The organism is Bradyrhizobium sp. SRL28, assembly GCF_018596315.1.
Classification (GTDB): Bacteria; Pseudomonadota; Alphaproteobacteria; order Rhizobiales; family Xanthobacteraceae; genus Bradyrhizobium.
Map to the genome: position 1 here is coordinate 427,455 of NZ_JAHEAG010000002.1, position 22,473 is coordinate 449,927.

20 protein-coding genes are annotated in these 22,473 nt (G+C 59.5%); 10 read left to right on the forward strand and 10 right to left on the reverse strand.

The window, feature by feature from the left end:
- Positions 1-205 precede the first annotated feature (205 nt).
- Together KIP88_RS06425 and KIP88_RS06430 are read left to right on the forward strand one after the other, a co-directional pair.
- A complete protein-coding gene (locus KIP88_RS06425; protein WP_308163269.1) occupies positions 206-502 on the forward strand; it encodes a hypothetical protein in 297 nt (98 codons plus the stop codon).
- A gap of 132 nt (positions 503-634) precedes the next feature.
- Positions 635-880, forward strand: coding sequence for a DUF2934 domain-containing protein (locus KIP88_RS06430; RefSeq protein ID WP_214487013.1), 246 nt, complete (start codon positions 635-637; stop codon positions 878-880).
- A 348-nt stretch (positions 881-1,228) separates the two neighbouring features.
- Here KIP88_RS06430 and KIP88_RS06435 read toward each other — a convergent pair whose 3' ends face one another.
- On the reverse strand, positions 1,229-2,086 hold the full coding sequence (locus KIP88_RS06435) for an SDR family oxidoreductase (RefSeq protein WP_214487014.1): 858 nt from the start codon (positions 2,084-2,086) through the stop codon (positions 1,229-1,231).
- Positions 2,087-2,158: 72 nt separating this feature from the next.
- The gene (locus tag KIP88_RS06440; RefSeq protein WP_214487015.1) at positions 2,159-3,757 is read right to left on the reverse strand and encodes an FAD-dependent oxidoreductase; all 1,599 of its coding nucleotides are present in this window, start codon (positions 3,755-3,757) and stop codon (positions 2,159-2,161) included.
- 214 nt (positions 3,758-3,971) lie between these two features.
- Here KIP88_RS06440 and KIP88_RS06445 point away from each other — a divergent pair, with 214 nt between their 5' ends.
- Together KIP88_RS06445 and KIP88_RS47830 are read left to right on the forward strand one after the other, a co-directional pair.
- Entirely contained in the window at positions 3,972-4,487 is a 516-nt protein-coding gene (locus KIP88_RS06445) for a ferritin-like domain-containing protein (RefSeq protein ID WP_214487016.1), read from the forward strand.
- A 277-nt stretch (positions 4,488-4,764) separates the two neighbouring features.
- Positions 4,765-4,893: a hypothetical protein gene (locus tag KIP88_RS47830; protein WP_283848490.1), complete on the forward strand. Its 129-nt coding sequence runs from the start codon at positions 4,765-4,767 to the stop codon at positions 4,891-4,893.
- Positions 4,894-5,395: 502 nt separating this feature from the next.
- On the opposite strand, the gene KIP88_RS06450 is transcribed toward KIP88_RS47830, so the two are convergent.
- The 6 genes from KIP88_RS06450 to KIP88_RS06475 all read right to left on the reverse strand — a co-directional run bounded on the left by KIP88_RS06450 (position 5,396) and on the right by KIP88_RS06475 (position 14,085).
- Positions 5,396-6,634 (reverse strand): glycosyltransferase, encoded by a 1,239-nt coding sequence (locus KIP88_RS06450; protein WP_214487017.1) that lies wholly within the window; start codon positions 6,632-6,634, stop codon positions 5,396-5,398.
- Between the two features lie 46 nt (positions 6,635-6,680).
- Positions 6,681-7,742: a nitronate monooxygenase family protein gene (locus KIP88_RS06455; RefSeq protein WP_214487018.1), complete on the reverse strand. Its 1,062-nt coding sequence runs from the start codon at positions 7,740-7,742 to the stop codon at positions 6,681-6,683.
- Between the two features lie 42 nt (positions 7,743-7,784).
- Complete coding sequence (locus tag KIP88_RS06460; protein WP_214487301.1) at positions 7,785-8,501, reverse strand: SDR family NAD(P)-dependent oxidoreductase; 717 nt, start codon at positions 8,499-8,501, stop codon at positions 7,785-7,787.
- A gap of 89 nt (positions 8,502-8,590) precedes the next feature.
- Positions 8,591-9,493, reverse strand: a complete 903-nt coding sequence (locus KIP88_RS06465) for an AraC family transcriptional regulator (RefSeq protein WP_214487019.1) — start codon at positions 9,491-9,493, stop codon at positions 8,591-8,593.
- 215 nt (positions 9,494-9,708) lie between these two features.
- The gene (locus KIP88_RS06470) at positions 9,709-12,237 is read right to left on the reverse strand and encodes an ATP-binding protein (RefSeq protein ID WP_308163270.1); all 2,529 of its coding nucleotides are present in this window, start codon (positions 12,235-12,237) and stop codon (positions 9,709-9,711) included.
- A gap of 489 nt (positions 12,238-12,726) precedes the next feature.
- Positions 12,727-14,085, reverse strand: a complete 1,359-nt coding sequence (locus KIP88_RS06475; protein ID WP_214487021.1) for a glycosyltransferase — start codon at positions 14,083-14,085, stop codon at positions 12,727-12,729.
- 611 nt (positions 14,086-14,696) lie between these two features.
- On the opposite strand from KIP88_RS06475, the gene KIP88_RS06480 reads away from it, so the two are divergent.
- From KIP88_RS06480 to KIP88_RS06500, 5 genes are all read left to right on the forward strand, one after another.
- Positions 14,697-15,422 (forward strand): response regulator, encoded by a 726-nt coding sequence (locus KIP88_RS06480; protein ID WP_214487022.1) that lies wholly within the window; start codon positions 14,697-14,699, stop codon positions 15,420-15,422.
- Positions 15,423-15,585: 163 nt separating this feature from the next.
- Positions 15,586-16,200, forward strand: a complete 615-nt coding sequence (locus KIP88_RS06485; protein WP_214487023.1) for a DUF1127 domain-containing protein — start codon at positions 15,586-15,588, stop codon at positions 16,198-16,200.
- 92 nt (positions 16,201-16,292) lie between these two features.
- A complete protein-coding gene (locus tag KIP88_RS06490) occupies positions 16,293-17,417 on the forward strand; it encodes a cytochrome-c peroxidase (protein WP_249790554.1) in 1,125 nt (374 codons plus the stop codon).
- Positions 17,414-19,891, forward strand: coding sequence for a two-component system VirA-like sensor kinase (locus KIP88_RS06495; RefSeq protein ID WP_214487024.1), 2,478 nt, complete (start codon positions 17,414-17,416; stop codon positions 19,889-19,891). The genes KIP88_RS06490 and KIP88_RS06495 overlap by 4 nt, the downstream gene beginning before the upstream one ends.
- Positions 19,892-19,958: 67 nt before the next feature.
- Entirely contained in the window at positions 19,959-20,126 is a 168-nt protein-coding gene (locus KIP88_RS06500; RefSeq protein ID WP_214487025.1) for a hypothetical protein, read from the forward strand.
- A 764-nt stretch (positions 20,127-20,890) separates the two neighbouring features.
- Here KIP88_RS06500 and KIP88_RS06505 read toward each other — a convergent pair.
- Complete coding sequence (locus KIP88_RS06505; RefSeq protein ID WP_214487026.1) at positions 20,891-21,130, reverse strand: hypothetical protein; 240 nt, start codon at positions 21,128-21,130, stop codon at positions 20,891-20,893.
- Positions 21,131-21,137: 7 nt separating this feature from the next.
- Entirely contained in the window at positions 21,138-21,299 is a 162-nt protein-coding gene (locus tag KIP88_RS46355) for a hypothetical protein (RefSeq protein ID WP_249790555.1), read from the reverse strand.
- A 305-nt stretch (positions 21,300-21,604) separates the two neighbouring features.
- Here KIP88_RS46355 and KIP88_RS06515 point away from each other — a divergent pair, with 305 nt between their 5' ends.
- On the forward strand, positions 21,605-22,444 hold the full coding sequence (locus KIP88_RS06515; protein ID WP_214487027.1) for an AraC family transcriptional regulator: 840 nt from the start codon (positions 21,605-21,607) through the stop codon (positions 22,442-22,444).
- Positions 22,445-22,473 lie beyond the last annotated feature (29 nt).

The following is a 22,473-nucleotide window of genomic DNA, read 5'->3' on the forward strand; positions in this document are numbered from 1 at the left end:
TCTTGAGAACTGCGCAAAGATGCCCGCTTGCCCTCCAGGCGGGCTTTTTTGTGAGTTGAGTTATTGCCAAAGCGTATTGAGATGCCGGGGTTCATTAAGCCGCGGCTTGCAACGTTGAAGTCGAAGACAGCGTAAGGAGATCCTGCAGCTTCAACGCGCCGGGATTGGGACAGCATCGGCTGAGCTTTTGCTCGGTAGAATGCTCGTGAAGATCGAAGGCCTTTGTGACGAGCGGGACCGGCTCAAGAGGGAAGAGGGCGGGCACACGAAGGGGCGCGTGCTTGGCGGGCCGGAGTTGGTGATGCGCGAACAATTGAAATGGTACGACAAGGCGGATAGCTCGCCGTGGCTCGATGCGCTCGCTGAACTGCGCCAGCGGGCGACACGTGAAGGCCATTGCTTCCAGCACGTCCAAGCCATCACGGTCGCGATCGACCAGTACGCAGAGAAGGCGCTGGGCAACCGCGACTACTTTCTCAACAAGCCCTATGGCGTCGGTTAGTGCGCCGTCGAAGGCGGCCTTGTCCCGGCGGGCCTTACAACGATCCGAGCACCTGGGCAGGTAAGATTTCGTTAACCTTACGGGAGCAAGACTTTGCCTGCCGGGGCTGGGCGCATCATGAAAGGAACTCCCATGCCAAATCTGGAAGACGCAATTCGCGAACGCGCCTACCACCTCTGGATCGCCGATGGTCAACCCGAGGGCCAAGCAGACATGTATTGGCTCAATGCTCAACGCGAAATTCTCACGACGTCGGTTGAAGGCTCAGGCAGCAACGCTGCCGCCGCAGCGCCCATCGACATGGGATTGGTTGCGACGAAATCCGCTAAAAAGGCAAAAATCGCCCGATCGGGAAAAAGCAAAACCCGCGCCGCATAGTTTCATGCGAGCATCGTCACCGGGACCGTCGTGCGCCGAGCCGCCAACTGAGGCGGCCTTACACCGTCTTTGGAGTGTTCTGGCTTGCTCAATTTCGTCCGCAAGCTGATCCAAGTGGCGGTGCAATCGGTCGAGGAAGTCTTGCTTGGCGTTGTCCGCAGCGAGGTCCCGGGGCGACGGCGGCTGCGTCCTTCCGCAGACGTTCGAGTGCCGCAAGATGTTCCTGCATGTTGGACGGCGTGCCTTACTTATTCTGATCGGCCAGCAAGCTTCCCAACGCCTTTGGAGGCTGCAGCCCCGGTGACGATAGCCATTCGCTGACGTCGCTGCGTTCTACTTTTCGTGCGTCTACAGGAAGGGCTTGCCGCCGGTAACGGCGATGGTCGCGCCGGATACGTAGCTCGATAGCGGATCGGCCAGCATGACGTACGCCGTGGCCAGCTCGACGGGCTGGCCGGGGCGCTTCATCGGGACCTGTTTGCCGAAATTCTTTACAGAGTCATCTGGCAAGGTCGAGGGAATGAGCGGTGTCCAGATCGGTCCCGGGGCGACCGCGTTGGCGCGAATGCCCTTTTCGGCCAGCATCTGCGCCAGACCCGCCGTGAAATTATGAATCGCGCCCTTGGTCGTTGCATAGGCCAGCAGCGTCGGGTTGGGCACATCCGAGTTGATCGAGGCCGTGTTGATAATGCAGCTACCCGGCTTCATGTGTCCGACCGCAGCCTTGGTAAGATAGAACATCGCGTGGATGTTCACCTTGAACGTCAGTTCCCATTCCTCGTCGCTGATCTCGTCGATTGATTTGAAGCTGGCCTGATGGGCGGCGTTGTTGACGAGGATATCGATCCCGCCCAATTCCGATACGGCCTTGGCAATGACCGCGCGGCATTGGCCCGGCTCCTGGATGTCGCCGGGCAGCAGAACGGCCTTTCTGCCGGCTTCTTTCACCAGCCGCTCGGTCTCCCGGGCGTCGTCGTGCTCGTCAAGATAGGAGATCAGAACGTCAGCGCCCTCCCTCGCATAGGCGATGGCAACCGCGCGGCCGATCCCGCTATCGCCACCGGTGATGATGGCCTTCTTGCCGTTGAGGCGACCGCTGCCCTTGTAGGATGTTTCGCCGTGATCGGGCGCCGGGTTCATCGCGGCAGTCTTGCCGGGCATAGGCTGGTGCTGGCTCGGGAAGGGGGGACGGGGATAATGCAGCATGGCGGTTCTCCAGGAGAGCACGGAGTGCGTCGAAGTCGCTGATGGTGTGTGCCGTAATCTGATTAAGGCGGTTCACGTTTCCGAATGGAGTGAAGTCTGCCGCCCGCCGTCTTGATCCGCGCCGGCGTATTCCCCGGGGCGCGTCTCGATATCCGCCTCGGCGAGAGGGCCGATGGCGGGGGCATTGAGCGGTGTTCCGTCGACTGCGAAGTGAGATCCGTGACAGGGGCAATCCCAGCACGTCTCAAAGGAATTCCAGTGCAGGTGGCAGCCCACATGCGTGCAAGCGGCAGAGCGTGCATATAGCTTGCCGGAAGGATCGCGGTAGGCTGCGATCTTGCTGATGCCCTGCCGGATGATGGCGCCGTGCCCGGCTTTCAGGTCGCTGACATCACTTAACTCGCCCGGCGCGAGATACTCGGCGAAGTTCTTCACCGCGGTCATATTCTCTTTCAGGAAGTTGCTGATACCGCCGGGCGTCTTGCGCGAGGGCTCATACACTTCGGCCCATTTGGCGTCTCGCCCCAGGATCAGCGCCGAATTGATCATGGCGCCCGCCACGCCGTGGGTCATGCCCTGGCCGGAATCGCCGGTATGCACGTAGATATTATTGCTTCCCGGATTCCTGCCGATGAAGCCGGCGTAATCGATGGTATCGAGCACCTGTCCCGACCACCGATGGGTGACGTCTTTCGCCGCTGGAATGAGATTGCGCGTCCAGGCTTCGAGGGCCTGAAAGCGCACCTCGGCATCATCGGCTTCGCCGCTCTTGTGGTCGCCGCCGCCGACGATGAGAAAGTCGGTTCGGCCATCGCCCGGCTGTAGCCGTACATAATGGTATGGGTCGAGCGTGTCCCAGTACAGGGCGTCCGGGATAGCTCCTTTCGGAATCGAAAAGGCCATCGCGTAGGTCCGATAGGGAGCCATCTTGGTGTGCAAGGCAAATCGATCGACGATCGGCGCGTTGGTGGCGACGACGGCGGCCCGGGCAATTATCGTTCCGCCACCGGCCGTGACAACGACCTTGCCGTCGTCGCGCTCTTCAAAGCGTTCGACGACCGTGTCGCAGTGGAAGCTGCCGCCCTTTGCCTCGATGGCAGCGACGAGACCCTTGAGATATTTGAGAGGATGAAACGTGGCCTGGCGCGGATAGCGCAGCACGTGCTGCTGCTCGCAGTGGGCGAGGGGGACGCCGACCAGCCGATGGACGGGTGCGCCGACCTTGCGGACCGCATCCAGTTCGTCCTCGATGATTTTCGAGTCGGTGTTGAGCGCTTGAAACAGGTACCCGTCGAGGCGGCGAAAATCGCAGTCGATGGCTTCTAGCTTCTGGATTTCCTCGATCCGATCCACCGCTGCCGCCTGGCTCTGGTAGAACCGGCGGGATATCTCCTCGCCGCGCAGGCCTATCATCGCCGACGTGAGGTCATCGCAGAGCGGTGCCAAATGCGCGCTGGTGCGCGCCGTGATGCCGCCCGCGATCTTCCCGCGATCAAGCACGATGACATGCGAGCCTTCGATGGCAAGTTCATACGCCGTGGAAATCCCGGCAATACCCGCGCCGACAATGACGACATCGCATTCCCGGTCGCCCTGATACGGTGTGGCGCGCGGGGCTACCGCAATGTCCATCCAAAGTGACGTGCTGCGCCGATCGACGAAACGATCCATCGGAATCCATCCGGTCGAGAACGAGGTTGAGAGTCAAACGGCCGATCGGGTGACTGGTTCCTAAGCGATCTCTGGACTTGGCGAGCCCGACCCCGCCCGGCGTCTGGTACTGCGACCTAAGCACTGGCGACCAAGGCTCGTGAGGGAGCGCGGGCTGCTTAGGAACAATTAGCGCACGCGAGACGTTCAACGGCATTCAATTCAGGAGGATGCCATGGGTTTATTTACAAAAGAGATCAAGACAATGGACGACCTCTTCCTGCACGGCCTGCAGGATATTTATTATGCCGAACAGCAGATCACGAAGGCCTTGCCGAAGCTGATCGAGAAGGCCACCAATCGCGATCTCATCGCGGGCCTCAAGGCGCATCTGGAGGAGACCAACAAGCAGATCGAGCGGCTGGACAAGGTGTTCTCGAAGCTCGGGAAGCAGCCGAGCGGCACCCAATGCCCGGCCATCGATGGTCTGATCAAGGAAACCGACGAGGTGGCCGGCGAAGTGGACGACAAGGCGGTGCTCGATGCGGCAATCGTCGCCGGCGCGCAAGCCGTCGAGCATTACGAGATCTGCCGGTACGGTACGCTGATCGCATGGGCCGAGAAGCTCGGTCACGACGAAGTGGTCCGCTTCCTGACGACCAACCTAAACGAGGAAAAGGCGGCCAACACGAAGCTAAATACGGTCGCGCTTCGAAGGGGTGTCAACACCAAGGCGTCAAATGCGGCCTGATGCAGCAGTCCGTAGGGTGGGGTAGGCAAAGCGAAGCGTGCCACCTGCACGGCAGTTGTTGCGGATAGATGTGGGCACGGCAACCAGGTCTCTTTAGGAGAGACCCCTGAATGACAACTCGCGGTCAAGGCCCTATCACTGCTTTTGGTAACGATGGTGTTTACGGCGGTTAGGGGTAGGCGATTATGCTGCGCTTGACGCGCGACTAGCTCATCAAGCAACACCTTCGCCAACATATGCATCCCTGGGGCTTCTCTGGCCTTTCTGAGCGGGCACAATGCAGAATCCCTCGCTCAGCGTGATCCTCTATTGCGTGGTGACACGGACCAATAGCTTCGATGTGGTCATCGCAGCGGCAATTCCGGCGCTGATCACCGTCACCGCCAATCTGTCGTCATCGCCGTGAAGACGCGCCTTGATCCCACGATCACGGCCGTGTCGTGGCTACATAGGCGACCCAGAACCTTGATCGCCCGGCGTGACGCCGTTGTTTGGCCTCAGCTTCTCGATGCAAGTTCTTGACACCTGCGTCGGTGAGGCGTGTCCCGGATTTTCACCCATCGTCGACTTCTCGAGCTTAGACCTGCGCTACCAATCATATGACCTCGTTCGATGACGCTTCTCCAAGCTAGCTCAAACCTGCCCATGATGGATTGGAACGAGAGTTCAAGAATTTCAGTCGGTTAGAGGGCCGCGTGTGCACGATGTGTGCACCGGGAGATCAAAGAAAATCCAGGGACAACGTACGTAGGCCATTTCGGTGTTTCACCTGGCGCGATCTCGATGGATTCGATTATTGCAAACTGCCGTGATGCGTCACCCATTGTGCAAATCTAGAGAGTTATTGCTTGCCGGGGCGAGAACCTTTCGCGCAAGCGCCAGCCCTGTCGAGCTACGGTTCCCGGCACCTAATACGCCAGAGTATGGACGACGTGTTCCAGCTCGCTAACGAGACGGGTCTCGTTGACCTCGGCGGTAATAATGTATCCCAATCGGCGGGCCGCGGCGCGGAATTGCGGCTCCTCGATCAGACGGCTGATCGCCGCGCCGATTTCCGTTTCGGCGGCGGTTGGCGCCAAAATCAACCCTACGCCGCAGGCTTCCACTCGCGCGGCGATGTCGCCCTGATCGCGTCCCATCGGCATCACCAAAAGCGGAAGGCCGTGCAGGAGTGCACGGCTCACCGTGCCGTGGCCCCCATGGGTAACGACTAGCGAGACCTCCTTCATGACCGCATCATGGGGAGCGCTGGGTAGCCAGGTTACGTTCGCGGGCGCGTGCAGGCTGTGGTCTCTCAGAGCGGGTCCGAGCGTTGCAACCGCATCCATCTTGATACGTCCGATTGCGTTGGCAGTACGTTGCAGAACATCGGCTTGGTCTTGATTTGTTGTGCTGAAAGAAACCAGCGCGCGAGGACGATCGGGCCCGTGGGACCAGGAAAAAATCCACGGCTCGGACCAATCTGAGGCATCCAACAAGGGTCCAATATACCGAACGTTGCTGGGAAGGAAGTCGGCGGGAAAATCAAATGCTTTGCTCATTGCTATTAAGAGCCGTGCGGGTCGATCGAACAGCTCCAGCACATGGTTACAAGGGGCAATCTGCAGGCGCGCACGCGCCTCGTTCAGCATCGGCAGCCATTTATTCATGAGAGCGACGAACCGGCTATTTGCAGCCTCGACCCGGACACGCTCTGCAGGCGTACGAGGCATCCCCAAACCGCTGCCGATCGGCGGTATGCCCGGCAATGGTCGCAAGCTGATCGTGGGGGAAAACAGTGCACAAGGAATGGACGCGGCTTCCGCAGCCAATACGGAGCCGAAGAGAGCGGTATCGCTCAACAGAGCGTCAGTTGGGGCGCGCTTGATTTCATCCAGCGTGTCTGCGCCCCGCGCGGCGGCCGGACCAAAAAGGAGGTTATTATATGCGTTCTCAAGAGGGGCGCTGCTTTGGGCAATGGGCGAGAAACGCTGCTCACGCTGCCAGGTGGCAAAGCCGAAGCCCGACGCCTCCACCGGCTCACGCGCGTCGGCACGCGCGATAAAGCGAACACCATGCCCCCTAGCGCGCAATTGCCGCGCTGCCGTCAGAGTCGGACCGAGATGGCCAGGGCCTCCCCAAGATGCCACCAGAAAGTTGTAGGACATGGTTTCGCTCTACGTGGTGGATCGGCGATTCATGAGCTTTCGACGCCTATAAGGCCGCTGGCGGTCTCGACAGCCATCTTGTCAGCTCTGCGGCTGACAGCTCCGGACTCAGGCATGCGGCCTGACCGCACCACAACGGTATGAAGTCTGTGCACCCGTGGGGTTCAGATGCGGCGCGGAGCGGAGCAAGCGGAGCCGCGGCGAGGGGAAAGGCGGGTAGATTCTTTGCCATCGGACCAAGCTCTCGAACGATCCGAGTTTCGCGCACGCGGGCCGGTCGCCCGGTAAAGACGTTTGTGACCAGCGTTTGCTCTGGTCGCGCAGCTCTCACCGCCTGTCGATACAAGGGAGAAACATTTGCCTCCTCACAGAATAGAAATGCTGTACCGACCTGTACCGCCGACGCTCCCAGTGCGAATGCAGCAGCAACTCCCCTTTGATCGGCAATGCCTCCGGCTGCTATGACCGGGACTTTCACGGCATCGACAATCTGCGGCACCAGTGCCATCGTGCCGACCTGCGCGTCGACTTTGTCGTGAAGGAACGTTCCGCGATGTCCGCCTGCCTCAAGTCCCTGAGCAATGATGGCATCGCAACCGGCTTCCTCCAGCCACTCCGCCTCTTCGACGGTGGTCGCCGACGATACGATCTTCGCGCCGGTCCTACGCACACGCTCGAGAAGATGCTTGAGCGGAAGGCCAAAGTGAAAGCTGACGACCTCCGGCCTGATCTCGTCCAGGAGATCGCAATGGGCAGTACCAAACGTCGGAACAAGGGTGCCGAGCAGGCTTTGGTCGGAGGCAAGGCCGAGCTCGGCATAGTATGGCATCAAGGACCCAATCCAGGCGTCCTCCGAAGCTGGATTTCTCTCAGGCGATTCATGGCAAAGAAAGTTTACGTTGACCGGTTTCGAGGTCCGCTGTCGTATCTCGGAAAACATCACCCGAGCCGCTTGCCGGCTCAGATTGGTGAGAGGCAGCGAGCCCAGTCCGCCCGCTTCTGCAACTCCGACAACCATCGAAGCCGTAACAACGCCCAGCATAGGCGCCTGAATGATCGGCACTTCGATTCCGAACAGCTCGGTGATGGATCGATTATAGGCGTTCATTTTTTTCTCGCGCTGGTTTGGCTCATTGAGGCTTTGATGCGGTCACCAGCGCCCTGCGTTGGCGCCGCCATCGACGTGCAAAATCTCTCCGGTGACAAAGGCTGCATCTTCGAGATAGAGAACCGCGTCGACGATCTCCTGAACTTCCCCAATGCGACCCATGGGATGTAGCGTTGCAAGGAAAGTATGCGTATCACTCGCATGCATGGGAGTGCGGATCGCACCGGGAGCCACCGCATTCACCCGGATACCCTTGTCCGCATATTCGATGGCGAGTGACCGGGTCACTGCATTGACCCCACCCTTGGTGATCGCCGTCAAAGCCGCTGGCAGGCCCTTCAATGGCTGCTCGGCCAGGAGGCTGGAGGTTATGTTGACGACGTGTCCACTCTCTCGACGAAGCATCTCAGCTATCGCCCTCTGCGAGACGTGAAAGAAGCCTCCGAGATTTACTTGTAGGAGCGTCGTAAATTCACTCTCGGTGTACTCCGTGAAGGACTTGGGAAGGAAAGCACCCGCGTTGTTAATCAGGGTGTCCACGCGACCAAAACGCTCTTTCGCTGTTTGAATGACCAACGAAGCTATTTCTGGCTGTGAGATATCGCCGGCAACTTCAACCAGGTTCGGCTGACCGGTGGTCGCTATTTTCCGTGAACACGCGACCACACGGTAGCCCTTGGCGAGAAGTTGCCGGACTATTCCGGCGCCAATTCCCTGAGACGCCCCGGTTACTATGGCAACTTTCTCTGTTGGCTTCATCATGCCGCCCTTGCTGAAATCGACCAAAAACCTGGGCATCAATTTGGCCATCTCTGCGCAATTCGTCTTGGCGTTTTCGGACGTCCGGTTCAGCTTTTCGTGACCGAACGATCCGTTGGGTGGGCGCGCTGGATTATGAGGTTGGCTTCTTCCATCCCTACTGCGCCGGTGCGAAGTTCGTGGGTGAAGAAATCTTTCGGCGACTCGCCAACGATGTCTTGGAATTCGCTGACGAGGTGAGCTTGATCGGTCAAGCCACAGGCTTGGGCGACCTGCGCCCACGACCGGCCGGTCCGTCGTTCCGCGAGGATTTTTTGAAAGCGTGCCAGGCGCGCAAATCGCTTCGGACCGATGCCAAAAGCAGCATTGAAGGCACGCGAAAGATGACGTGGACTAGAGCCCAGTTGTGCAGCGAGGGAGTGCACCTGCATGTTTGGGTCGTTCCTGAGATGCAGCGCCGCGCGGTTGACGAGGCTATCGGCGTGAGGACGAAGATGTCGAAGCAAAAAGGATTGAACGCCAGAAATCCGCTCTTCGCTTGTCTGCGCGGCTGCAAGCATGTCGTCACACATTGCCACTTCGCAAGCGCTGAATAGGTCTCCAAGATGGAAATTGGCGTTTGCGAACTCCCTAAGCGGAGCTCGGACTATGCGGCTCGCCGCATCAGATCTAAGACAAACAATGACGACGCCAAATGCTCCCGTGGGGCGCAGAGTAACGGCATGAGACTGAATATGGGTCGCACACTTCGTCGGTAGAAGCGTCGTGCGTTGATGTATTTTCGCCGGCGTTCGATATTGACCGATTAACTGGAGAGAAGTGCCAGGGGCGCATTTGATTGTCAGCGCCTTTGCGAAATCTCCGTCCGGAATGTCGCAGTCCCAGATTGCCTCGACGATATCGGAAAGCAAGGGCGAACGAAAACATCTCAGTGCACCCTCATGCGCCGAGGCGTTCGCACGGATGCCAATTGGATACTCGACGAACTTCATGCCAACGCAACTCTCCGGCCAGGTACGGTCCAGCAATCAACCATCAGCATTTCATGTCCCAAGTAGATCTGGAAAATGAGAAGTCAACCCGCATGCTCGCTTCGACTAGTTTCAATACGAGGCATTATTGCGGGTTCACATTGAAAGGAGCGGGACCGGGCGCGTGGACTATCAAGATACTGAGGCCGCCAATCCGTTAGTGGCGTTATCGAAGATCACGCCTCGCGCAGGGTTGACCGAACGCGTCGCGCCAGGTCTGCCAGGCTGAAGGGTTTGTCGATAATGGAAAACTCGCCAACGGCCTTATTTCGTTGCAGCACTCCCTCGGCGTAGCCCGAGGTGAGCAGGATTTTGATGTCTTTGCGCAGCCGCTTCGCCTCGCGAGCAAGCTCGATGCCATTCATTCCGTTTGGCATCACGATATCGCTGAACAGAAGTTCAAATGGTTGGTCACTCTGGAGCGTTCGAAGCGCCTCTGTGCCATTGTGGGCGCAAGAAACCTGATACCCGAAGGTGGACAGCATTGCCGACGTGACGTTCAGGAGGTCCTCGTTATCGTCGACCACAAGGACTCTCTCGGAGCCTGTCGGTAAGGCCTGAGTCTCGATGGTGTCCGGCGCGGCATCGGGTTCCCGTGTAGTGGCAGGTAGGTACAGAGCGACCGTGGTGCCCGCTCCTGGTGCGCTCTCGACGGCAATATGCCCTCCGGACTGTCGGACAAAGCCATAGACCATGCTGAGGCCGAGTCCGGTACCCTTGCCAACCTCCTTGGTCGTGAAGAAGGGTTCAAACACCCGGTCTCGCACTTCGGGAGGCATCCCGCGGCCGTTGTCGGCGACAGAGAGCCGAACGTACGATCCTGGTGAGCACCCGGCCACGCTTTCCTCCTCCACGATGTTCTGGGTCTCGATCTGGAGAATGCCTCTATCCGCCATGGCGTCCCGAGCATTCAGGGCGAGGTTAAGGAGGGCCGTCTCCAGCAGCGAAGGATCGACATGGCACAGCCACAATTCCTCGTCTGTCTGCAGCTTGACTTCGCATCCGTCGCCGACAGCCTGGTGGATAAGTCCCTCGAATTCGAAAATGAGTTGGTTTGCATTGACCAATTTCGGCTTCAATGCCTGCCGCCGGGAAAAGGCGAGAAGTTGCGCCGTCAACTTTGCTCCCCGATCAGCGGCGCGTCGCGCGGCCGCCGCGCAGTGCCGGACCTCGTTGGTGTCTGCTGTACCTTCGATCAGTTCGAGGTTCGCGGAAATCACCATAAGCAGATTATTGAAGTCGTGCGCGACGCCGCCGGTAAGCTGTCCGACGGACTCCATCTTTTGGCTCTGATGGAGTTGCTCTTCCATCAGACGGCGCGCCTCCAGGGCATGCTTGTGTTCGGTGATATCCCGGAGGAATACCGCGAGACCCTGGCTCGAAGGGAACGCATTGATCGCGTACCAGGCCTTGGTGCGTGGACAGAGCATTTCGAGGAAGGTCGGACGCTGTTCTGACGTTGCCTCACGAATTTGTTTCAGGACTTCCATATCGGCGGCGGCTGCAAAGGCTTCCGTAAGGGGCATGCCGATGATGTCGCGGTCCTGGGCCAGCCGCAATCTGGCCGGCCCGTTGAGGTAGCTGACGCGCCAGTCCCGATCGATGATGAGCACGCTGTCGGTGGTGCTTTCAAAGATCATCGTGATCCGGGCTGCGGCCTCCTCGGCTTTCTCCTTTGCCTCGGACAATTCGTGCTCACGGTGTTCCAGCGCATTGGCCATGGTGTTGAACGCATCGGCAACCCGTGCGATTTCGGATGTTCCGCGGATGTCCACACGTCGGTCGAATTCACCGAACCGCCATTGATTGGCGGCGTCGACAAGTTGCCCAAGCGGACGATGGATAAAGCGCTGGGCGCCCAATGATGTCAGGACCAGAACCAGCGCGGTGCTCAGTATGATCTGAAGGATGCCGCGCTGCGTGCCGCGTTGGATCTCATTGAATGCCCGGGCCTTGTCCAGGCCAAAGCTGATGAGAAGCCCTCCGGAATCATCTCGCAGGGCCGAATAGCCGACGATCCGCTCCACGCCATCGAGGTCGACGATGTCGGCTGTGGTCCGATCGCTGCGGCTTGGACCATTGTCGCCGGCCATCTTTCGGCCGACAAAGCGAGCGTTGTCAGGATAGTGGGCGAGGTATGTGCCGTTCCGGTCCACAATCGCGAGCGCAGCCCCGGGCGCAACATTCCGCCGAGCGAGGGAGTCGGCGAGCCAATCCAGGCTGAGAGCGGCTATAACCACGCCGCCGGGGCGGGCATCATCGCCGAAGAATGGCAACGCGAAATGAAGGACGTTACGGCCGGTCTGTCGACCAATCGCGAACGCTCCGACTGTAAACTTTCCGGTTCTCAGAACATCGGCGAGATAGGGTCTCCCGGCCGCAGTCGAGGGCTTATGATAGTCGGTCGCGTTGCAGAACGAACTGCCGTTTATGTCGACCACGAGAAAGCTGATGAACCCCGGATATCGTTGCTTGATCTTGGCGAGGTAAGCATTGCATCCTTCGGCGTCCTTCGCCTTTATCGCTGGAAGCTCTGACAGCGCAATCAGGGCCTGATGAATCCCCTGAACGGTCTGCCGCTGCTCTGCCGCGGCGAGTTCAGCCAGGTTGCGAGCATGACCTTGCACTTCGATCTGGCGTGTGCGGCGCAGGTCGAATTCGTTGTACGCCTGGATTCCGATCGCAGGCAGCAGCGCGACAGCCACCAGCACAAGTAGCCGTGATAGGAGAGTCACCTGTCATCGTGCCCCAATCCTGGCGTTCGCACGTGGTGGCAATAATGCTGCCTTGATCTCTATGGACAGAGCATTGATGTTGGTGGTGTGCCAACCGCTCAATCTGCCCCGAACCGTGATACGCACGTCGGGTAGGCGCCATGCCGAATTGAACTGTTCCATGCAAACCTCCGCGCTGCCCAGCCGCAAGATCCGGGGGTTGTGTTACGAATCTGTATCAATCGAGGGAAACTTGGTTACAACCGTAACGCGGCCCGCCGTTTCCCTAGCCGGCGACAAGGTCCGAAGTGTTATCCAATGCTGCCCCATTGGGTGTCTCTCTGCCGAGCATCGGCGTGAAGGATGCCGGCTGAAATTTCATCTGAATTTTCATGGAGTGGCCGGCCGGCTGGTTTTGAGTCCTTGACGATCGGGTGGAGGGAAGAGATGTCTCCCCTCCGCCACTGTTGACAAGGGGCGTTAACGGGCGGCGCGCCGACCTCGAGTAGCAACCATTGTACCGCGGCGGTGCACGACAATTCTGGTCTCCTCATTGACGACGACGTGGCTGATGATCCCAAGGATCTCCGATCGTGTGTCGATCTCGGCGTACTCGGCGGCCATTTGCGATGCGCGCAGGCGATGGCCGGGTTGGTCGAGCACGGTCCGGATGGCTCCGCGCAGGGCCTCCGGCGTTGGCTCGTTAATTGCGAGATCGATACCGACGCCGGACCATGCGACGCGCGCATTGACACCGGCCTTGTCTTCCGTCAGTCCGGCCGTAACGAGTGGGATTCCAAAGCTCATGGCCTGGTTGACGCTGCCGTAGCCGCCGTTGGTGACGAACACGTCGACCTTCGGCAACAACCACTCGAACGGCAAATAGCTCGCGAGCCGTGCGTTGGAGGGAATTGAGCCGGGTATCGCCTCGACCGGACGACCACCGGCCGTGACGACGACGAGTACGTCGGGCTCGTTTGCAAGTGCCGCGAGGGTCGGAGCAATCAAGAGGCCGAAATTGTGATTTGCGACCGTTCCTTGCGTGACCAACACGACCTTGCGCGAGCCGTCCAATTCATGTGACCACGGCGGCAGTGGAGCGTGGTTCGGAAGCAGGGGAGGCGTGCCGACGAAATGCACGGATTGCGGGATAACGTCGCGTGGAAACTCGAAGCTCGGGATCGTCAGTTGCATATAAGCATCCGCAAGTTCGACCACGGAGTCGAAGATGGGGATCGACAGCGGTCCAACACCCAGCTTCCTCGGAATCGGATTCAAGCGGCGGGCGACTGGCTGATCAACAATCCTGTCGAATTGTCTTGCGATGGTGGCGCATTCGACGCGCTCCGCCTCGGTTGTTGCGGGTGGCAGGCCGACGAAATGCGGAGCGCCGTCCTGGCGACGCCAGTGCAGAAACGATGTGCCGCAAAGAACGACGGGAGGCCGCTTCGCACGCGAGCCGAGCAGCATCGGCAGTATGCCGAAAAACATATCGTCGCCGATGATGACGTCGGCCGGGAAGTCCAGGAGAGCGTCTTGCAGGCCATCGTGTTGGGGTTGGATACTGTCGACGAACAGGCGCTCAATGGCGACGCGTATCCATTCCGGTCCGGGCGGAATGGTCTTGAGTGCCGGAGCCCGCGCAAAGACATCATTCGGGTCGAAATCCGCTTCCGGAGGTAGCGGGCGGAATTGCGCTCCGCTGCTTTCGACCCGGCCGCGCTGTGCGGTCCCGGTCAGGCAGGTGATCTCGTGGCGTTCAGCGATCAAGATGCGCGCGATCGCAAGCAGTGGATTGAGATGACCCGTCGCGGGAGTCGATGCGATGAGAATTTTCATGGGATCCTGTCCTCTGATAGCCGGAGGAGGACTTCCGGTTTGTCCGGATACCCCCGACCGATTGGCTGAAGCAGGACAAGAATGCGGGGATTGCTGTTACACCGTGGCTTCCGACCGATGCGAATTTGTTACGGCTGCAGTGCATGATGGTTGCGCCGAGGCGCTGGCACGTTGGGGCCTATGCCTGGGAGCGTGATTACAATTGTAACCCGAGCGCCCGACGCTGAAGCGGCTCGGTAACCCAGCATCCATAGTCACATGGAGACGATACGAACCCGTCCGTGGCAGTACGACTCCGATTGCTTGGTTTCCGTCATTTTATTCACGTCTGCCGTGCGATCGCGGTCAAATGGTTCGCACCATGACGGTCACGGATAGTATCACGCTTCATCACAACTCCGAGAGTTTGCTAGTAGCCGCGCAAGAAAAATCTAGATCTCAGGGTCCCGTGGCGTCTTGGCCAGTGCCTCTAGCGCATCTGTCAAGAACGTCGTTTTCCTTTCGGAATCCTGTTTCAATTAATCAAAGAGCTACTGACAATGGTAGACGCATTTCGCTCCAATCCAGACATCACGACCCGGTTAGCGACCAAGAGTTTGCGGGATCGATTCATGTCAACAGAAGCCGGCCACATAATCGTCGTCGACGATGATTCCACGCTACGGCAGATGGTGATCAGATATTTGGAGGATCACGACGTCCCGACCAGGGCAGCATCCAGCAAGGACGAATTGAAGCGTCATCTCGAAGGCGCGGAGCCCAGCCTGATCATTCTGGATCTGAGGCTGGGTCAGGACGACGGGCTCGATCTCCTGAGAGAAATTCGCTCCTATTCCGATGTCCCGGTCATCATCACCACCGGTCACCGTCCAGATGAAATCGACCGCATCGTCGGCCTGGAGCTCGGTGCGGACGATTACATCATCAAGCCGTTCAGCCTCAGGGAACTGCTGGCCCGCGTCCGCGCGGTGTTGCGGCGGCAGGAAATGGGAAGGGCCGCTCGCGCCCGCGACCCCGAACGCGGCGGGTATCGTTTCAACGGCTGGACGCTCGAACGCCGTGGTCGAAAGTTGCTGGATGCCGATAGCAGCCCGGTCGCGCTTAGCAAGGGTGAATATGCCTTACTGCTGGCGTTCCTCGAAGCGCCACAGCGACCGCTGACCCGCGAACACCTGCTCCAGGCAACGCGCGTTCACGAAGATATCTTCGACCGGAGCATCGACGTTCAAGTCCTGCGACTGCGGCGCAAGCTGGAGACTGATCCGAGCGCACCACGCATTATTCAGACCGAGCGTGGAGTAGGCTACGTGTTCGCATTGCCGGTGGAGCCGTTCTAGAACCGTTCCAACCCCGTGTGCTTTTCGGAGCGGCAACGCTGCACGCCGTGGCGGAACGAAGGCGGTACCGGACTGCAGCTGTAACCGTTTCTCTCGTAGCGGTGATCGCGATGTAACAGCCGGCCTTCAAGGTTCTCCTGCAAACATGTAGTGGGAGAATTTCATGTTGAAGAAGCACGCGTCTCGAAATGTGAACCGCTTCGTTGGATTGCATGATCAGCAGAGGGGCACAGCTGTCTGCGCTGTCCTGTCGGATGATTTAGGCATAGCCCGTCAAACCCCGGCTGCGAGGCCTGACGTGCCGGAATCCAGCTCGGCGGCGATATCGACGATCGCAAGAGCCGGCAACGCGCCAACCTCGCTTTGGTGGTCGGTGTTGGCCTCTTTCACGGAAGGCTTCGGCGCATATGGCGTGGCGCTGTATCCGACCGCGGACTTTCCGGTTCAGGCCATCCTCGTGGCGAGAAAAGATTCGCTGCGGCATCCCGGAAGTCGCGAGCTAACCGCGACCGGGCACGAGCATGAAACCGATCTGCTGTCGAAGAACATCCGACTTGGCGGTGGTTCGGAGCTCGATCCGCGGGCGCCACGGCACCGGAATTTGCTGGCGTTAATTTATGACACCGCCGCTGCGCTCTGGGCTCATTGGCGCCGGGAACGGGAGATCAAGCGGGCCGTCGCGGAGTTGGCGCAATTCGATAACCGGACGTTGCGAGATATGGGTATTACCAGCCGATCCGACATCGAGCACCTCGTGAGGTACTGTCATGATTGCTGATGCGGTTTATCTCGCCATCGCCGGAATCGGCTTCTGTCATGCCGCAGGTCGGTCTATTTTCTCCAGCAGATTGAAGCTTGGTATGGCCACCCTTGTGCCGCAAGGCTGGATCCGAGGGCGGCGCCGGTTCCAGCGAAACAGCTCCGCCTCGATCAAGAATTCTTGAAAAGGGCCGAATATTTCGCTTCCGCCTACATATTGGGCAAATGTTGCGCGTAACGCCTTTGCGGCAATTGCCCAGACTTGGTGAGACCGGAATTGTTCGCAGCGTAAGTTGGCGGCGAACAGTTGCGGTCTTTATCCTTGTCTTGGGTTACTTGCAGCTTTCGTCGGCGCAGGCGCAGCCGCTCGGACCGGCGATTGCATCGAACGGCAACGACGAGCCCATCACCGCGATATCGAGCCCGCCCACGATCGATCCGCTGAAGGTCAAGCTCGGGGAACAATTGTTCGATGATCCCCGTCTGTCGCATGATAACTCGCGCAGCTGCACGTCATGCCACGATCTCAGCACAAACGGCGCGAGCCCGAGACGACGCGACACCGGCCTCGACGGTTCGGAGCTGCCATTCAACACGCTTACCGTCTTCAATGCGGCGCTCAGTTTCCGGTTCGGTTGGGAAGGGAAATTCCGTACCGCCGAGTCGGACGTCAAAGCTTCGTTGGGAAACCCAAAGATCATGGCCAGCAGCGCTTCCGAAGTCGCCGAAAAACTCGGCGCCGATCCGGAAATGCGCAACAGGTTCGTCGCTGCCTATGGCCGCCGCCCGGACCCCAACAGTGTCATCGATGCCATCGCAAGTTTTCAGCGAACACTGGTGACGCCAGGAAGCCGCTTCGATCGTTGGCTTGCCGGAGACGCTACCGCGCTCTCGACCGGCGAACTGGAGGGGTACGGCCTGTTCAAATCTCTCGGCTGCGTCTCGTGCCATCAGGGCGTAAATATTGGCGGCAATCTGTTCGAGCGCCACGGCATATTCCATCCTTTGGCGTCGCCAGATCCTGCAATTCTGCGCGTACCGAGTTTGCGCAACGTCGCGACGACGCCACCCTATTTTCACGACGGTAGCGCACCAACTCTCGATGATGCGGTACGCAAAATGGCCAGGGCCCAATTGAACACGCTGCTAACAGATCCGCAGGTGACGGCGATCGTCGCCTTTCTTCATAGCCTGACTGGTAACTATCGCGGTGCGCCAGTTGGAGCCTCGCCATGAAGGGTGCCCTCGCGGCAGTTGGCGCATTGTGTCTGCTCGCGCTGCTGACCTGGCTATTGTGGAGTGGGTTGAACATGAATTCGGCCCGGTTCGATCGCGAGCTAAAAGCGCTTGGCGATTTCACCAGGTTTGAGCGCGGGATCAGCCGGGAAGTGCTGACCGCGCGTGCAGGCCTGTCGCGAAATTACGACGGACTTGTGCGGTTGGCGGACGCCTATGATGATGCGTTGGCCCGATTGCGCGAAGCCACAGCTTCGGATCCGGAGGAAAGTGCCGCCGTCGACGTTCTGGCTGCGCGCGTGCGCCGGCATCAGGAGCTGATCGAGCAGTTCAAAACCAAGAACGCGTTACTGCAGAACTCTTTTGCCTATTTTGGCCTGTTCGGCGCCCGGCTAGCTGCTTCAGATGACAAGGCGGTTGTAGTAGCTGCTTCAGCACTGGCGGCGGCGATGCTGCACCTCACACTCGATACGTCTGCGGCAGCGGCACACGGGGTCGAGGCGAAGTTGGAAGGGCTGTCGCGCCTGCAAAGTTCACCCGGTGAAGCCGATTCGATCCGCGCGATTCTTGGACACGGGCGGATGCTGTATGACGTTCTTCCCGGAGTCGATGCCATCCTGAAATCGTTGATCGCGGAGGGCAACAATCGCGAGCAGGATGCGGTTCTGGCGTTGATCACGAAACGTCAGCTCGATGCGCGGGCCTTGGCCCGAAGAAACCGCCTTCTGTTGTACGCCACGTCGTTGCTGCTGCTGGCCGGGCTGGTGTATTTCGGAGTACTACTGCGCGCACGGGCCATGGCCTTGCGTCGTCGCTCGGCTTTTGAGCATGTGACCGCCCGTATCTCGACGCGCTTTATCAATTCGCGTCCCGATGAGATCGCTGGCCACGTCGAGAGTGCGCTCCAGCAATTGGCCGAATGTATCGGCGCGGATCGAGCGTATTTCGTAGGGACGGCGAGGAGTTGTCGATGGGCTCGCGAGGGCGTCGAGTTCCCGCAGGGCTGGCCGGATCTCGCGTTAAAGTCGGTGTCGCGCTTTGGTCGGGACGGAAACGGCATCATTTGCATTCCCAGGGTCAGGCCGGCTCACGGGCACGGTACGATGAACCTGCTTGCGGACGCGGGGGTTCGAGCTTGGTTGTGCATCCCGGCCTTGGACGGAGAGAGGGCCGCGATCCTCGGTTTCGATGTTGTGCGGGCCGGCGATCTCACCCCATGGGCCAACTTCCCGCTGTTTCGTATGGCGTTTGACGCCATCGCCAACGCCATCAATCGGGTGATGCTCGAACAAGAGAAGGAGCGACTGCAGGTGAAGCTGCAGCAGGCGCGGCGGATGGAGACGATCGGCACCTTCGCAAGCGGCATCGCGCATAATTTCAACAATATCGTGGGTGCCATACTTGGCTATACGGAAATCGCCGATGCGCGCCTCAGGTTGGGCGGCGGGCCTGCTGCCAACCTTGCGGAAATTCGTCGTGCCGGCGAAAGGGCGCGGGAGCTCGTCGACCAGATTTTGACGTTTGGCCGCCGCGGCGAGGGCAGGCGTGAGCGGCTCCGCGTCGGGGCACTGATTGCGGAAACGAGAGCACTGCTTGCCGCCTCGTTGCCTTCGCACGTCAAAGTAGTGGTGAGCGAGAAAACTCAAACGACGACCGTCTGGGCCGAACCGGCGCAATTGCAGCAGGTCATTTTGAATCTCTGCAACAACGCGGCGCAAGCGATGAATGAGCCCGGCCTGATCGAGCTTTGCATCGAAGCGCGAGAAATTGCACAGCCCATGCGCGTTGGGCGAGGCGAGGTAGGTCCCGGCCGATTTGTGATTGTTTCGGTTTCCGATCCGGGGGCGGGCATGGATGAAGCAACGATCGAACGGATATTCGAGCCGTTCTTCACCACGCGCCCCAACGGCAACGGTCTTGGGCTGGCAACGGTCCGTGAGATCGTCGAGGACCATGGCGGGGCGGTCGAAGTGCAAAGCGCTGTCGGCACCGGAACGCGCTTCGACGTCTGGCTGCCATCCGTTCGATTCAATGAACCGGTATCGGTTCATCACGTGCCGGAGCTGGCGCTTCGCGGTGCGGGCGAAACCGTGCTTGTGCTCGAGACGGACCGCAGACGTTTGTTGCGGCATGAGGAAATTCTGGCGGCACTCGGCTACGAGCCGGTCGGCTTCACAAAAAGCATCGATGCTGTGGCGGCCTGTCGCACGGCGCGGGCGCGTTTCGATGTGGCACTGGTGTGTCACCTGCCTGGAGGGGCCGCCCTGGATCTCGCGGCAGCGTTGCATGATGCAGTGCCGACGCTACCGATCATTCTGGCGGCGCCGTCGACCGCGGATTTGGGTGCACCCCTGTTGGCGGATTCCGGAATAACGGAACTTGTCCATCACCCGCTCGTCTCAGGGGAGCTTGCCGGCGCACTATCACGGTGTCTGGCGGCGTCTTTCGCAAGCGGCAGCTACAGCTACATATAATTTCAGGTGACGCTGATGAGACCCCGCCTGGCCGTTCGGCCTCGTTTGCGTGGGTGGAATTGCGCTGGTGCTGGGTCTGGGCGCAGGAGGAATCGCCACGGGCTATTGGGCTGTGGGCGGCATCGCGATCGGCGTGTACGCGCTCGGAGGGCTCGGGATCGGCGCTCACACCCTGCAGAACGATCCTCACATGCTTCGCATCTTCAACGCCTTGTTCGGCCGAGGGTCGAGCTAGCTCGAAGGCTGCGCTCTCAGACAAATTTCTTCAGGCATATCAGCGGCACGCGTCGGCAGATACGCCGCCATGAAGACGCCGCGTTGTCTTCATGAGAAACGGTGCGACGTGATGCTTCGACGCTTGATTCTGCTTGGTGGAGTCGCTGCCATCGTGCCTTGCACAAACAACCAGCTGTGACGCCTGGTCGGACCCTTCTGGTCCGACCGACCGGTGTACGCGAAAAATGGCGACGAGTGATCCCCGTCCTCGGCTCCCGTGTGATCTGCTGAGGGTACCGACCGGTCTTCGGCAAGATGGTTTGGGAGATCGCAATGTTCCGGTCCGCGAGTTTGTCGGCCGGCTCCATGAAGGTTAGTCCAATTTGAGTCGGCCGATCACCACCTGTTGAGGTGTTGGACAATCCACGCCGAAGATAGGGCTAGATCCTTCTCGTTACAGCACGCGTGATCGGCTTTGCTCTCTCTTCCCCGCCATGATTTTTATGCTAGTTGAATGGGATACCCGGTTGGGCGAAAGATATGGGCACAGCGCTTTAAATGTTCGCGAGAAGGAGTCCCTTCATGCTCATCAACTGGAGGGAAAGAGCGTAATTCATTGGAACGATGGGATAATTTGTTCTCCGTTGCACCCATGATGGATTGGAGCGAGAATGTAGTCGTTTCAATTGGTTAGTAAGCGGCGTGTGCACGATGTGTGCATCGGGAGATCAGAGAAAATCCAGCGACAACCAAAGTGAGCCGGATTGAACTCGTTGAGTGTCACTAACTGATCTCATCGATAACGCTGGCCGTCTTCCCACCACCGCTTGCTTGTTCCAGCTGACGCAGCGGAGCCGCGATGCCGAAAGGGGTGGGGTGTAGCAAATTCTTGAAATGCCTGCGTGCGTCTGGTCCGGTCGTGCTATCCGGGTTGAGAAGCGCAACGACGTGGACATCTGGTAGGCGGTACTCAGAAATCAGTCCGACTAGATTACCATTCGGCAAATCCTCCGCAACTTTCATGCAGCGATCACATCGGGTCGACGCCCATCTTCCTGATGATCGTCGCCCATTTAGAAGTCTCCGATGCCATAAAATACTTTCGGCCTTGCGGGGTAAGGACGAGCGGCTCGGCGCGCACCTTCGGATCGTTGGTTGCTTCCAGCATCGCTGCATGGAGCTTGTCGAACATGGTCTTTTTGGTGCTGTCATGCGCTTGCTGCTTGCAACCGCGAGCGCCCGCGCATAGCCGTTCCTGATCAGGCCGATGACGTTCGGCAGAAGCTGGAATCCAAGCGGCACCTCATGCGGATACGCGTGAAAGGCGAGGAGCGGGTCGATCTGGCCGCGGCCTTGCAGGCCGATCCGAGCGCTTGCGGAGACCCGGTGATGAGAGAAATCGCTGCTGCATGGCAACATTTCGGTGTCGATGACATTGCCGGCCGATCTCGTGTATGTTAGCGCGCCAGCGAGCCAATCAATAGAAGGGAGGTACTGATGTCGACGGCCCTGCGCATCGCTCATGGTGCTTTCGGCAGGGTGGCTCTGCTCGACATGGACCGTTCGCTGGTCCGTCACGCCCACCACCACTGCCATGTCCTGCTCAAGGTCGAGGGCGCCGACACGCAATTCCTGGTGGGCGACCGGGTCTATCCGCTCACGGATACGACGGCCGTGCTTGTCGACGGCTGGAAGCCGCACGCTTATGTGCATGATGTCAACCGGGCGCGAACCCTGATCCTGGCGCTCTATATCGAGCCTGAATGGCTGAAGGAGTTCCGGCCGGGCTGGGCCGCCAGCGGTGCGCCCGGCTTCTTCGAGCAGCCATCGGGCGAGGTTTCTCCGCGCATCCGTCAGCTCGCGTTGCACCTTGCTGCCGATATGATGGCGCATCCGGACGCTCTGCACGCCCATGAGCAGACGCTGTCGGATCTCATGATCGCGGTGATCGAGCGGTTTACGCCCTGGCGCAGCTTTCCAAACTCGATCCGGGGCATGAGCGCGGTGAGCTGCGACTGGCGGATCCGGCGCGCGATGGATGCGATGCGGACCAGGGATTCCTACGCCAACGTCGATCAGTTCGTGAGGGGTGCAGGTCTCTCGCGTGCGCAGTTCTTCCGCCTGTTCGAGACCTCGCTCGGCGTCTCGCCAAAACTCTATCTCAATGTCGTGCGGATGGAGCGGGCGCTGGATGCGGTGATGCGCGAGGATACCCCGCTCGGGGAACTCAGCGAGCGCTTCGGTTTTTCGGAGCCGGCGCATTTCACGCGCTTCTTCCGCGATCATGCCGGCGTCGGCCCGCGCGAATTCCGCAACGTCTCTCGTCTTGCGGGCTGATATTGCGGCGCACCTGCCTTTCAAATGAG

Excerpts from the sequence above, each read along its gene's own strand:
- KIP88_RS06430 (WP_214487013.1), top strand. The coding sequence starts at position 635 with ATGCCAAATCTGGAAGACGCAATTCGCGAACGCGCCTACCACCTCTGG.
- KIP88_RS06505 (WP_214487026.1), bottom strand. The coding sequence starts at position 21,130 with ATGAAAGTTGCGGAGGATTTGCCGAATGGTAATCTAGTCGGACTGATT.
- KIP88_RS06450 (WP_214487017.1), bottom strand. The coding sequence starts at position 6,634 with ATGTCCTACAACTTTCTGGTGGCATCTTGGGGAGGCCCTGGCCATCTC.
- KIP88_RS06455 (WP_214487018.1), bottom strand. The coding sequence starts at position 7,742 with ATGAACGCCTATAATCGATCCATCACCGAGCTGTTCGGAATCGAAGTG.
- KIP88_RS06495 (WP_214487024.1), top strand. The coding sequence starts at position 17,414 with ATGAAGGGTGCCCTCGCGGCAGTTGGCGCATTGTGTCTGCTCGCGCTG.
- KIP88_RS06445 (WP_214487016.1), top strand. The coding sequence starts at position 3,972 with ATGGGTTTATTTACAAAAGAGATCAAGACAATGGACGACCTCTTCCTG.
- KIP88_RS06515 (WP_214487027.1), top strand. The coding sequence starts at position 21,605 with ATGTCGACGGCCCTGCGCATCGCTCATGGTGCTTTCGGCAGGGTGGCT.
- KIP88_RS06435 (WP_214487014.1), bottom strand. The coding sequence starts at position 2,086 with ATGCTGCATTATCCCCGTCCCCCCTTCCCGAGCCAGCACCAGCCTATG.
- KIP88_RS06485 (WP_214487023.1), top strand. The coding sequence starts at position 15,586 with ATGTTGAAGAAGCACGCGTCTCGAAATGTGAACCGCTTCGTTGGATTG.
- KIP88_RS46355 (WP_249790555.1), bottom strand. The coding sequence starts at position 21,299 with ATGTTCGACAAGCTCCATGCAGCGATGCTGGAAGCAACCAACGATCCG.
- KIP88_RS06475 (WP_214487021.1), bottom strand. The coding sequence starts at position 14,085 with ATGAAAATTCTCATCGCATCGACTCCCGCGACGGGTCATCTCAATCCA.
- KIP88_RS06460 (WP_214487301.1), bottom strand. The coding sequence starts at position 8,501 with ATGAAGCCAACAGAGAAAGTTGCCATAGTAACCGGGGCGTCTCAGGGA.
- KIP88_RS06480 (WP_214487022.1), top strand. The coding sequence starts at position 14,697 with ATGTCAACAGAAGCCGGCCACATAATCGTCGTCGACGATGATTCCACG.
- KIP88_RS06440 (WP_214487015.1), bottom strand. The coding sequence starts at position 3,757 with ATGGATCGTTTCGTCGATCGGCGCAGCACGTCACTTTGGATGGACATT.
- KIP88_RS06465 (WP_214487019.1), bottom strand. The coding sequence starts at position 9,493 with ATGAAGTTCGTCGAGTATCCAATTGGCATCCGTGCGAACGCCTCGGCG.
- KIP88_RS47830 (WP_283848490.1), top strand. The coding sequence starts at position 4,765 with ATGCAGAATCCCTCGCTCAGCGTGATCCTCTATTGCGTGGTGACACGG.